Source organism: Sporomusa termitida (assembly GCF_007641255.1).
Taxonomy (GTDB): Bacteria; Bacillota; Negativicutes; order Sporomusales; family Sporomusaceae; genus Sporomusa; species Sporomusa termitida.
The window spans coordinates 3333896-3346379 of the sequence record NZ_CP036259.1; the positions used below are offsets into that span (position 1 = coordinate 3333896).

At 48.4% G+C, this 12484-nt stretch carries 7 protein-coding genes and 3 riboswitches; of the genes, 3 read left to right on the forward strand and 4 right to left on the reverse strand.

Translation table 11 applies throughout. The features are described 5' to 3' along the window. Positions 1 to 22: 22 nt before the first annotated feature. The 4 genes from SPTER_RS15725 to SPTER_RS15740 all read right to left on the reverse strand — a co-directional run bounded on the left by SPTER_RS15725 (position 23) and on the right by SPTER_RS15740 (position 8767). Positions 23 to 997 (reverse strand): CHAT domain-containing protein, encoded by a 975-nt coding sequence (locus SPTER_RS15725; protein WP_144351245.1) that lies wholly within the window; start codon positions 995 to 997, stop codon positions 23 to 25. A gap of 190 nt (positions 998 to 1187) precedes the next feature. Next, positions 1188 to 1796 (reverse strand): hypothetical protein, encoded by a 609-nt coding sequence (locus tag SPTER_RS15730; RefSeq protein WP_144351246.1) that lies wholly within the window; start codon positions 1794 to 1796, stop codon positions 1188 to 1190. Between the two features lie 161 nt (positions 1797 to 1957). Then, positions 1958 to 3334, reverse strand: coding sequence for a hypothetical protein (locus tag SPTER_RS15735; protein WP_144351247.1), 1377 nt, complete (start codon positions 3332 to 3334; stop codon positions 1958 to 1960). A 126-nt stretch (positions 3335 to 3460) separates the two neighbouring features. After that, positions 3461 to 8767 carry a TonB-dependent receptor domain-containing protein gene (locus SPTER_RS15740; protein WP_484376702.1) on the reverse strand — a complete coding sequence of 1769 codons (5307 nt, stop codon included), beginning with the start codon at positions 8765 to 8767 and terminating at the stop codon, positions 3461 to 3463. Positions 8768 to 9028: 261 nt separating this feature from the next. Then, positions 9029 to 9211, reverse strand: a riboswitch (cobalamin riboswitch). A gap of 258 nt (positions 9212 to 9469) precedes the next feature. Next, a riboswitch (cobalamin riboswitch) is annotated at positions 9470 to 9659 on the reverse strand. A 287-nt stretch (positions 9660 to 9946) separates the two neighbouring features. On the opposite strand from SPTER_RS15740, the gene SPTER_RS15745 reads away from it, so the two are divergent. The 3 genes from SPTER_RS15745 to SPTER_RS15760 all read left to right on the forward strand — a co-directional run bounded on the left by SPTER_RS15745 (position 9947) and on the right by SPTER_RS15760 (position 12442). Next, the gene (locus tag SPTER_RS15745) at positions 9947 to 10186 is read left to right on the forward strand and encodes a helix-turn-helix domain-containing protein (RefSeq protein ID WP_144351249.1); all 240 of its coding nucleotides are present in this window, start codon (positions 9947 to 9949) and stop codon (positions 10184 to 10186) included. Positions 10187 to 10352: 166 nt separating this feature from the next. Continuing rightward, positions 10353 to 10536, reverse strand: a riboswitch (cobalamin riboswitch). 903 nt (positions 10537 to 11439) lie between these two features. After that, a complete protein-coding gene (locus SPTER_RS15755; protein ID WP_144351251.1) occupies positions 11440 to 11652 on the forward strand; it encodes a helix-turn-helix domain-containing protein in 213 nt (70 codons plus the stop codon). A 403-nt stretch (positions 11653 to 12055) separates the two neighbouring features. Continuing rightward, the gene (locus SPTER_RS15760) at positions 12056 to 12442 is read left to right on the forward strand and encodes a helix-turn-helix domain-containing protein (RefSeq protein ID WP_144351252.1); all 387 of its coding nucleotides are present in this window, start codon (positions 12056 to 12058) and stop codon (positions 12440 to 12442) included. The last annotated feature ends 42 nt before the right edge of the window (positions 12443 to 12484 follow it).

Sequence of the window (12484 nt, forward strand, 5' to 3'; positions counted from 1 at the left end):
TTCCCCTCTCCGGCTCGCTGTTTTATGTCTTAACTAATACGAGCTGCGCCGGGTCCAGACCTTCTTTGACATACAGAAGCGGCGTATTTTGTTCGGGTATGCCGCTGAGCATCAGTGCCGCTTTCGCTTGTTCAAAGGCATTCTGCAGGGATTTGCCGAAGCCGAGGGCCGAATAAAACTGAGCGGCAAACACTCTGGCCGCCTCGTCGCTAATCTGGGTTTTCATGCCGATGGCCGCCTCCACATACTTGACGACCGCTGCCGCTTCATCGTCGGAAAAGCAGACATTAAAAAATGCCAAACGGATGGTGTCGGAGGCGCTCAGCATGACCTGCACAATCGCTTCCAGACGCACCAGTGTCGGTTTGCCGTCATCGCCCTGCAGCACCAGCTCATCTCTTTCTGAACCATGGCCACTGAAATGAACCACCTGCGGACTGGTCTCATTGATGGCCTGCAAAACGTCCAGGGGCTGTGCCGCCCAGCGGGTGACAAAGTTGATGGCGTCGCGGTATTCGGATTTGCGGATGTTTTCCTGGATGGCTCTGGCTTCGAAGTCGAGCTGCAAGGGAGCATCCTCCAGGGCATTGGCTGCCAGGAACAGGACAGTAACCTGTTCGGCCGCTTTTTTTACAATGGGTTTGGGCCGTTTCACCTTTTGCCGGGCTTTTTTCTTGGCCAGCTGGTCGGCGGCATAAAGCTGCTGCTCCATATGGGCAATTTCCTGCTCCAGCCCGGCAATGGCAGCGACCAGATCGATTGCTTTTTGCGCGTTCTGCCTGATCTGGTTTTTGGCAGCTTCAAACAGGTTATCCACGGTCGGCGCGGCCGACGCCGTCGTTGCCAGTCCATGCAGGCCCCCCGGCGAAATGGTTCTGACCATAATCCGATTATGCTCAGCTACTTTTTGCAGGGCCTGGGCCTTGTCGCTTTTTAGTTTAGTCAAATCCGCTTTTTTTTGCAGAATACTTTTTCTAAGGTCATCACTTTGTTCCATGCGTCCTCCCCCTAATTAAATCGTACTTTATAAACGGGCAATTAGCCATTGCCTTCGCGATAAAGGGTATTAAATCCAAGCATGATAAAAATAAGCAAAAAGACAGAAAACCGGTAGCAGCTTCTGCCCTTGCGCAAACCAACAAATTAATTTCAGGAGGCGTTGAAGGGGCGGCTTGACCCGGCACTTGCTAATTTTGCGCAGTTTTCAATTGCTCGCGCAGGAAAAATTGATCCGGGTTCAGATCAAGGCGAAAGCAAAGGATAAGCTTGCGGTCTTGTTCGGGCAATGCCTGCCAGAGCTTGGCAAAGGCTGGGCCTAACGGATTGCCGAAAGCCAGCGCAACGTAAAAGGGAATCACAAAGCGCCGGCTGAGATCATCGTCCGCTTTCTTTTGCATGCCTACGATTGCCGCTATTTTACCATTGCTTACGCCGATTTCTTTCGCGGTAATTTTTCCGTTGATATAAACTAGTTTTATTTCCGCCACTGCCGCACTGATTCTTTTCAAAAAAAAACTTTTGCCGCACCAATCGGCAACTTGTCCCTGATCATCAATAAAATGAAGACGGCCGTCGCTGGTGCATTCACCGTAGAAATGCACAATATCGGGAAGATTGGTTTGAACCGCCTTAACGACATCGTCACAGCTCAAAGCGCGGATCTTCAGCACGTCCACCGAGTGGGGGCAGACGTCACCGAGATGCTGCTCCAATACATGAATTTCGCTGTGGCCATCGGCCGGCTTAGCCGTGACCAGCAATAATTTTATTTTCGGTCTTATTGGTTCTTCCGGCATCTTTTCACCCGCTTTTTTAGTATTTTACTTTCACCGCACAAACGATTTGTACAGGGGAAGTAAAATACTGCCGTACCGTACAGCTTGCGCTTGCGCATGGCTACGATACGGCAGTAATGAAATAACCAATAAAAATCAAGCTATAGTACCCTTACCTGTTCTTATTTTCTTTTTTCCAGTTCTTCCGGACGGGCCAGACGTTTCGCCAGCTTCGTAACGGTGGCGCGAGCAACGCCCCTTGGTCTTACCAGCGCAGTTTTCTCGATGACGATACCGGCCGTATTGAGGACATAACCTGCTGTACCGCTGTTAGAAAAGTCACTTGCCGCAACAATTGGATTGATTGCTCCTGTAGCATCAATATCACCGCTAGTATTAATCTCATTGACATGAACCCCATCTACAAAGTACAAGCTATTATCTCCTCCAGGCAATAGCGCAAAGCAAGGCGATGCCGGGTTGACTGTAGCAATTACAAACTTATCATCATCAGGATCAAACGCTCCCCCCCGCAAACTATCTTCTGTGGTTTGAATGATAGCGTATTTGTACTGGCTGTAACTAGTATCATATTGAGCAAGCAAAACATAGGCCTTACCATTCACAAAAGCAACATCCGTATAGTCGCCTTGAGTATAGCCGATACCGGTAGTAAGTAAAGCATCCGACTCGGCAGTAGTCAAGGTTGCTACAATTGTAGGAGTTGCCGAAGTAATATCAACAACTTGCAATTGCGAAAGGTCACTGCCATTAGCAACTTGAGCGCCGCCAACAGAAGTTACATAAGCATACTCACCCTCTACAACAACCCCATTGGTGTTGCCATTGACAGCAACTGTGGTAGCCGCGCTTGTACTCAAATTGATTTTAACCAAATCGGAGGGTCCATAGGTATAAGTCCAATTTACATTGGTATAACGGTTAAAAGTAGCAATTAAATAATTGTTGCTTCCCTCAGTGTATAAATCCAACCCTGTACCGGCGCCCTTCCAGGTATTGCCGCCGCTGCTGCCCGGAACAAAACGGTAAAATTCTCCCAATTCTTCAAATGGCGTTGCACCGGATAAATCATACTTGTAAATACTTGCCGAATACTGCAGCGTAGGATCGGTGGAACCAGGAGGCAGCGTATCCACATTGTCATTATCGATCAAGTAAAAATCGTTGCCAAACACAACTGCGCCATAAGGATTGGTCACCGACCAGGTTTTGGCGGCTCCTTCGACAGTCTGGTTTGCCTGAGCGGTTGTTAGTTGCTGCCAGTTGGCAGGCGTCGGGTTATAAACCCCATACAAGGCTCTCCCTTGCTTGCCTAAACCGCTATCGTCTGGCGTGCCATAAGTATAATAATTGGCTACTGTAACGGGGCTGGCCTCTGCAGTAATCGGAATAACCCGGGGGTCAGACGACCGGTCCACCGTGGCTAAAATACGATCCACAGCAATATGGACTCTGGAAGCAGCCGTTTCTCCAACGCTGCCAAACCAGCCTGTGCCGTACCCGGCACCGACGAGACCTAAACCTACTTTGAAAGCCATAATTTTTCACACTCCTTGATTATTTTTTTGCGGTCTTTCCCGCTGCCACATTGCCTTAACCCGCTATCAGGCAATATCTATATGCAGCGCAACGGACAGGGACCCGGCCCGCCGCACGACATACCATTAGAAGCGATACTCCATGGTCGTATAATAGGTGCGCCCGGCCAAAGGATAGTAGGAAGGAGTCATATCGCGATTCATGTTTCTAGTAATATACACATCCTTGCCTTGATCAAAGACATCGTTAACGCCAGCGCTGAGACGCCAGTTTTTGTCGAATTTATATTTAATCCCTAAATCGACTAAGGAATAAGCATCCCTGACATCCGTGGGAACATTGGGATTATCCTCACCGCTTGAATCTTCGCCGCGGAGCACTTCTTTCGCGGTATAGCGGTATTCGCCGAAGACATTCAGCTTGTCGCCCGGGAATAAGTAATCAAGGCGGGCGCTGACGACCCATTCCGGCACAAAGGAGGCTCCGGATTGCGCCCAGTTGTATTTATAACCCAGGCCGCCGTCTAGCTCCTTGCTCTTTTGCCAGGTCGCGGCCACAGCCAGGTTCACGCGCTGCCACTTCATGTTATGGGAGAGCTCAAGGCCGTAGACGTCGATGATGCCGGTCGGGCAATACGCGCTCAGCCCGCTGCCGCCGCGCGGCGTCCAAAGCACCAGCTGGTTTTCCGCCCGCCGTTTATAGTAGGTAAGGATGGTATCGGTGTCGGCATTGGCCATCTCCCCCTGCCAGTTCAGGCTGAAGTCAAATTGCCTGCCCCGCTCCCAGAGGCCGGCATCAATGACCCCACCTTCACCGGCTAGAGAGAAGACATAGTTTTGGGCGATGAAGCCGCCGTCGCCGAAAATCTCATAGAAGTTCGGATGGCGGTTATAGGTGCCCCAGGTAGACTTGAAGCTCCACTGGTCATTGATTTGCTTTTGCAGCGCCACCCCGCCGGAATACCGCCAGCGGCTGTCGTCGGAACCCATCGGCCCCAAGCCTTCCATTTCCACCTTATCGGCCCGCAGGATCGGCGTCAATTTCAAATCGCCGGCGTCATTTAAGGTAACCGTATCCTGCAGGGTCAGGTGGTACTCACGGTTGTTGTATTTCGACAGCATTTTGCGGATGGTATAGTTTACACCGGTTTGCCGATCGATGGCTTCCTGGGACAAATCCCAGCGGTTGCCGTTGGTCCGCATGGTTTCGCGCGTAAGGTCGGCGTTAAATTCCAGGAGATGGTTCGCCATCTTCATCGCCATGTTCAAGTTGCCGTTCCATTTCTTGGAATGATAATTGCCCCACAGTTGACCGGGTAAATAGTCAGTTTCCGGCTTATTGAGCTCGGCGATTGCTCGATAGCCGCCGGTATTGGTGTAATGCTTGTCACTGTCGAGATAGGCCACATGCCAGCCGTAGTCCAGATTACCTATCGTATCCCGGCGGCCGATCAGCAGTTCTTGGTAATCGATTTTTAATCTGCCATCTGAATACGGGCTGTTGCTATAATTATGATAACTATCTACTATGGCTTTGGCCAAGCCTTCGTCCAGCTTTTTCCACGCAGCCTTGACTGTCCAATGCTCACCCTGCCATTTGAGCATGCCGTTATTGTTCTGATAATCGTTGCTGCGGCGGGTAAAGGTTTTATCAGCATAATAATTACTTGGATAAGTCCAGTCAAAATCCCCCTGCCAGATATCGCGGCTGAAGGTGGCCAGGAGGCTGCCGCTGCCGAGGGGCATGCTGTATTCGTAGTCGGCCGTATAGCCGCCGTGGGAGCGTACGCCCTGACGAATATGCCCCTGCCCTTCCTGCGGTTTCTTAGTCACGATATTAATGACGCCGCCCATCGGCGCGCCGGCAAAGCGGGCCGGCACATAGCCGCGGTAGACTTCGATGCGTTCGATATTTTCCGCCGGAATCGCGGACAGATTCACGGCCGCGTCGCCGGTCAGGTTCATCATCACGCCGTCGACAAAGACCGCGACCTGCGCCGCCGTGGAGCCGCGCATTCTGGCTACCGTATAGTGGCCGACGCCGTTGATGCGTTGGATAAAGAGACCCGGCACCCGGTCCAGCAGCTCCGGCAGGTTCTTCTGCTCGCCCTCAAAGGCTTGCGGGTAAATGACGCTGACCTGGCCGGGGCTGAGCTTCTTTTCCCAGCCGGGGCGGGAGGCTTCGACGGTAATCGGGGCTAAGGCATATTCGCCGCTGGCCGGCGTGTAATCAATAGCAGCCGGGCCGGCGTTATCCGCTGCGGTTGCAGCTTCCGTTGTGTACTCCGCAGCGTCCTCCGTACCGGATTGGCCTGCGGTTTGCTGGCTTGCCAGCTCGCTTTCGCTTACCGGCAAGCCAGCTTCAATACCAGGAATGGCAGACGCTGTCGCTGCCGGCGCTTCCGGTTCAGGCATTGGTTTCGGCTTGCCGATGACCACGGTCGTAGCAGTTGCTGCTGGCGGGGCATAGTCAAAGGCCTGCTCCGACTTATTACTGCCACTGCCGAAGCCGCTCCAACGCCAATTGAAGCCGCCGTTGATGCTCCAGTCATTGCCGACGTCGCTGCCGGTCGTTTTCAGGTAATCCAGGGTAAAAATGCCGGTCGGCGAGATCTTGACTCTGCCGCCCAGGCGCCATTCCCACCAGCTGTCATGGCCGCCGGCGGTATCGATGCGCCGGCTGGAAGTGCCGTACCGCTGGTAGATATCCTGACCGCTGGCAAAGTCATGCCCGTAATTGACGCCGGCGTAGACCTGGGCACCTTCGCCAAAGTCTCGGCCCGCTTTCAAGCCTGCTTTACCGATGGCGGTGTCGTAGCCTTTTTCCGTGATGTGCAGACCGTTGCCAAGGGCGTAACTGTTTTCGTCCACATGGCCGAGGAAGAAGGACAGCGAGGGTTCCCAGAACCAGGCGTCAGCCAGCAGATTGCGCTTGCCGTATTGCAGGCCCAGCCCGTAGCCCCAGGTATTGCTCTTGCCGTCGACCCGGCCGATGGTACCGTCGCCGGTATTGGCGGTAAAATAGTATTCGTTCTTGATTTTGGCGGCGTTGACCGCAACGTCCACATAGTGGCCTTTATCGCCTACCCAGCTGCCGTAAAGGCCAATGCCGTGGCTGTCCTGCTCGCCGCCGCCGGTGGCGGTATGGCTGTCGCCGTTAATTTTACTGATATAAAAGCCTGTATAGACGCTGCCGCCGCAGAATGGCTTGCTTAATAATTTGTCGTAACCGACCTGGATGCCGTCATAGCTTTGGTCGGCACGGCGGCCATAGCCGGCGGCGCTGTCATATTTGCCATGCCAGACAGCGGCCCACACGCTTTCACGCAGCTCGCCAGCCCGTTCCGCCGGCGCAAGCGGCGGATTCAGATTGGCCAGATGCAATTCGTCGGCGCGGCGGAACATATTGAGATTGTTGGCTTTAGCGACATTCCGCAACACCGCGCTGTTTTCGGAGGCTGATTTGCCGCTCTCGGCCATTTCGCCGGTATCCTCGTAGGTGTACTTGGAGACGAGCCAGGCCGTGCCTTGCGTATTGTCGTAGGTGTTGCTTAATGTAGTGGCACCTTGAGACTTAAGATAGTCCCATTCTTCCTGCGTCAGGTTTTCCGGGTCGGCAGCGCGGAAGGGCACGGTGCCGTCGGCATTCATAATAATAATAATGTGGTTGCCATCGTTTTTATAATAATTGCCGTTGCTATCCTGGGCGTATTTAAGCTTGCTGTTTTCTGTCTGGTAATAATTATCGTAACGGGTGATTTCCGGCGTAATCATATAATTGCTGAAAATGCCGTCGACGGTGGTTGCCCGGCCGATCACTTCAAAGTTTTCCGCGCCGTTATAGATGCCGATGCTGCCCGCGTCGCTGCCTTCACCGAAGGGACTGGTGCCAATCCCCGGCACCCAGCCTATTTCGTAATATAAGGTAGTTTTCGCGTTGGCGTCGATTTCCTTTTGTGCCTGATTCGCTTGCCCAATCAATACATTATCGCTGGAACCTGCGAAACTACCATCATCCTTTATAATTCCATATTTGCCTAATCGAAAAGCAGTACCGTTGCCCAAGATGGCTGTATCGGCCAGTAAGGTGCGGCCGGTAGGAACATAAGCATCAACAGTTTTACCGCCGCTTTCATATGTCAAGCCTGTTTTGAAACCACCGCCGTTATCATTGAAGGCTAAAGAATCCCTGCCGCCGACCGTATTCACATAGGTAAGATCGATCAGGCTGTTTTCACCGGTAATTAATTCTTGGGTTGAAATTACCGTTTTAGCCCCAGAACCATTCAGCGGGGTTTGCGTTCCGGCAGCGCCTACGGAGTTACTGACACCGGCATCCGATGTCACCTTTAAATTTCCTTCATAATCCAACGCATAGGACGCTCCATCCGGTCCTGTTATCCAATATGTATTAATTTTATAAGTCACAGCATCGGAGGGTTCTACGATAATCGCTCTATCATCCGGCCGCCAGGTGCCAGTTACGGTAACCTGGTCATAGGTATAAGCCTTATGACCGGTAGAGCCTGTAACAGTACCAGTTTTCGCCATTTGCAGCTTAACATTAAACCCTATAGCGTTCGAGTCATTCACCGAAAAATCATATAGACTATTTGCAATAGTAGTTTCATTAGCGCTGTTATCGCCTAAAGCATTGATTGCTTGCAGTTGTTCCTCATTCAGCACCACAAAATAAAATTCAGGCAGATATTTTTCCATGACAGCTTTAAGTTGAGCTTCATCACCGATTGCCGCATATATTTCTCTTTGAACTTCTATTGTTTGAAACAGCGAATTATTAAGATATTTAACTATATTTCCAGTAACAATAGTCTGAGTAGAGTTTGTTTGTACTACTTTATAACTATAGCTATCGGTTTCCTGATCATAAACGCGCATTGCAATAGCGTTTGCATTTTCACCGTTAATTTGAGGAGTTGTCGGAATGGAGGGAAAATTATTCAAATTATTTCCCGCGCTAGCTGGAGATCCATACTCAGACCAATCTGCTCTCAAAGTACCAGCCGAAAGGTTAAAGGGTCTCGTAATATTATCAAGCGTAGACGGCTTAGTCGATTGAACCGGATTTGAGACCGTATCATAATTTTTAAAGAAGGCGCTTCCGCCAACATTATTACCATATGTAATAATTCCATCGCCTGTCAGCGTCACGCCGTCAGCCGCCCATGCTGCTGTGGGTACGCATACTACTCCCAAGGTCGCCGCAATCGACGCGCAGATTACCTTTTTCCTGGCTTTTTTGCTCATATAGTTACGCGCATTGACTGCATAGCCGTCAGCAGCAGCAGGTTCCGCCGCACAACTTATTTGCGGCCACGACAGTACCTCCGTCCCCGGTGCTAAACTTTTAGCGCCACAGCGACGGCGGACCGATTTCGCCCGGCCATTATTTTTCGCCAATTCAGATACCACCTGCCAACAGGCGCGAGTGCGGTTCCAAATGACTTTATAAATATGATTTAAAATCGCAGATCATTCCTTTACGTTTTCTTACCGTCCTTGGTTGACTATTGCTTTACTTTTTTATCTTTAATAGGTTGCATACTGGTACAAACAGATCTTGTACACGAAAAATACCAAATAAAAAACTCCCATATCGGGAGTGCTTACGCCAACCAGCCGGTATCCGGCCCTGGTTTTTCGTAATCTCCTCCCTGTCACTCGCAGGTATAATGGCGATTGCTGGATAAGGCAGTTCTCCTGACTCCGGTTCATAACGATCCCGCGCCTTCCCAAAGCTTTCGCCTCAGTGGCATATATGCGAGATTGCTCCCCGTTACAGTGGCGGGACCGTGCCGGTATTTCACCGGTCTTCCCTTTTAAGCCCTTGCGGGCACCTATCCCAACGTTATGCTGTTGTCGTTTCCTCATTTAACTGTATGTGCTCTTTCAGGATAATATGACTGTTTTGTCCATATTTGCTACTAAACTCTATTCCTATATTCAACAATGGGTTCTGCTTGTCCGGCTCAATCCGTCATATTACTTATTTTCCACCTGCCGTACCGCAGGCTTTAGTCTTCTTTCCCTCCTTTTGCGATAACGATTTGTCTCATGCAAGGATAAAAGCTCACACAAGTCACATAATCTTCTCCCTGTTCCTCGCAGGTCAAACGAAGATTGTCGGTACAGGCAATTCTCCTGACTCCAGTTCATCATCAGTCCATCCTTCCCGGCATGTTTATCTCATCCCAGTGGCATTCGTTAGACTGACTCCCGATTACAGTGGCGGGACCGTGCCGGTATCTCACCGGTCTTCCCTATTAATCCTTTTAAAAAAGGCGCCTGTACCCGCATTGATTTCTCATTGCCCGTTCTATGTTTATAAGTCCGTTCCCCGTTGCGTCTATGCTATAATGGCTACTGAAGCTTGTACCTCGTAATCACGACATCCGCTTTCCCGTTGTTACTACCTAGTTAATCCTATATTCATTGCATTAACCTGATTCCATTCACGCTCCTTTCACTAAGCAACTGCAGGGCTCTTTAGCACAAATGCTCTTTTCATCAATTGCCAGTCATTACCCAATAGGTGAAAAGACCAATTCCCTGATGACCTTTATAATTTGATTGCAGAGGTGAAACTATTTTATGAAATCAACCAATGATGAACGGTATCGCCAAATTGCTAAGAAAATCGTCTATTATCGCATTCGCCGGGGACTTTCCCAGGATGAATTAGCAGATAAAGTTGGAATAAGCAAGAGTTATCTAAGCAAGATAGAAGCGCCAAACTCCGCCAAGGCTTTCTCTTTAGATGTTCTATTCGCTATCGCAGACGGACTAGAAGTTGATGTGATTCAGTTTTTTATGCCGGTTAACGACAATTAAAGTATGCGACTAGCTGTCTATTCCCGCCTGTTTGCCCACCATGGCAAAACAAAAGAAGCCTCCCTGTGATGTTAGCATCCAGAGAGGCTTCTTGCTATCCGACGAAGCTGTCGGTACAAAATCAAAAATTGCATCGCAATCCCCTCCCCGGTCCATCGCAGGTAAAACGGTGATTGTTATGCAGGCAGTTCTCCTGGCTCTGGATCATCACTCCACCAAACCTTCCCAAGACAGTTATGTCTCAGTGGCAAAAACATGGCTTTGCTCCCCATTACAGTGGCGGGACCGCGCCGGTCTTGAACCGGCTTTTCTGTTAGGCCCTTACGGGCACCTGCACCAAAATAATAAATATTTTTGTCACTGGATATTACAAAAGGCCAACGGGGGACAACCCCTTTTGTCACCTTCTAGCGCCTGTACCATTCAAAGGCAGGAACTATGCGCCCAATAGGGATAAAGTTTGACTCATAGAACCATCCTCATAAGTCGTTCTATTCCCCTATGTAAAATTATGGTTGAAAATGAAACATTTACCTAATTATAATACATGCCATCCAATTCGTAAATACCTTATGCAAGGTATTTTTTAATCCAGGATTAAGAGAATCCGCTTTCCCCCATTATCATCTTTACACGCGCCGCTCCCCTGGATATACAGTTGTTCTTTTTATTACCATGAAGCCTGGCCAAGGATTATTATATTTCTCTATCCCTCTCACTCTCCTATAGCAATAATAAATTCCCGCCTGTCTTTTTTTGAGGCTAAATCTGTAAATCTTTGCTACATTTTCTTCAGCACCTGCATTGAAGCTAGGCGCAGGCTGCGTTATAATGGAGACAATCGTATGTGGAACACACCCCTGTTTTCCGTTCGATTATCTCCACCCGCAGCAGTCGCTTACTGTGACGATAAGCGACAAGTGTCTTCGTGACACGTTTTTGAGCAGACTTTGCCTTTGTCTGGCAGCTTACATTGTGTAAGCCGGCCGTAATTTCGACTGTTCTTTTATCCACCTCCTTTTTTGGATCAGATAAGTGTTTTTTCTACCGACCTTATGGCAAAGAAGATCAGCAAAGAATACCGCGTTTATATTTAAGAAATTTAGACTGCCTCGGTTCTTGTGTCGATATACATATATAATTGATTTCCTCTTGTGGGTGTACTACCCTCCAATCTAATATTAGGAACAATTTGTTCCTCTTTATTGTATAGGAACATTCGGTTCCTGTCAATGTATTTTAGGAGCGTTTTGATGAATTTTTCGAATCGACTAAAAGAATTAAGACAAAAGCATAATGTATCGCAACAAGAATTAGCCGATTTACTGGGCATCTCCACTCGCGCCTGGAGGTTTTATGAATCAGGAGAGAGAGAACCCAATATTGCCAGACTTATCACCCTTGCTGACTATTTCAATGTTTCTCTGGATTATCTGGTCGGCAGGTCAGATAAAGCCCGAAGATAATAATAAATTTACGGTTTACCAAAAATAAGTTATACTGGAATTGCTATTAATAGAATGTTATGCGCCTTAATGCCGTAATGTGGTATATAAAACTAGTAACATCCAATGTTTGGAACTTTGCCATGCGGCTTATCTTTCTTGTACATTTTCCCCTCCTTTTCTTCATGCGCAGATCGTCTCCTTAACATATATTTTTTATTATTGTTTTGCAATACGAAAGAATTGTAGAAAAATGCTTTTAAATCACCAATACCGCTTTATCACCTATCTTAAATGTTTTCACCTTTTATCATAATCTTAAATCTTTCTATTGTAAATTATAAACAACAAAACCTCTATTGTCAAGCATAAACAACAATTATTTTTATTTTGTAAACAATACGGGGGGGGAGGGAGATAAAACATGTCTAACAAGTTAGGCAGTTATATTAAACAAAAACGCGGAGACGAATCATTACGAAAATTAGCTAAACGTTGTGGCGTGAGCCATACTTTAATTGATACGTTAGAAAAGGGTTATGACCCCAGAACCCAAAAGCCAGCAAAACCTACCGTAGATTCTTTGAAAAAAATTGCTTCGGGCCTAGGCATAAATGTAATAGAACTATTATTATTGGCTGTTGACGAAGAGTATACCGAGATATCGCCTTCTAATTCTCCTACATTATTACCTGATAATTTCTCATCTGAAGATCTTGAGCTTTTAGAAATTGCCCGTAAATTTAATAGCCTTCCTCCAGAAAAGAAGAAGGCTATTAAGGTATTGATTGAAATCGATAAAAAATTCTAAACATGCTTAGATATAGAAATCAAATTCATTTAATAAAGGTTT

Coding starts and splice junctions, on each gene's coding strand:
- SPTER_RS15725 (WP_144351245.1), bottom strand. CDS start 997: ATGGAACAAAGTGATGACCTTAGAAAAAGTATTCTGCAAAAAAAAGCG.
- SPTER_RS15735 (WP_144351247.1), bottom strand. CDS start 3,334: ATGGCTTTCAAAGTAGGTTTAGGTCTCGTCGGTGCCGGGTACGGCACA.
- SPTER_RS15730 (WP_144351246.1), bottom strand. CDS start 1,796: ATGCCGGAAGAACCAATAAGACCGAAAATAAAATTATTGCTGGTCACG.
- SPTER_RS15755 (WP_144351251.1), top strand. CDS start 11,440: ATGAATTTTTCGAATCGACTAAAAGAATTAAGACAAAAGCATAATGTA.
- SPTER_RS15745 (WP_144351249.1), top strand. CDS start 9,947: ATGAAATCAACCAATGATGAACGGTATCGCCAAATTGCTAAGAAAATC.
- SPTER_RS15760 (WP_144351252.1), top strand. CDS start 12,056: ATGTCTAACAAGTTAGGCAGTTATATTAAACAAAAACGCGGAGACGAA.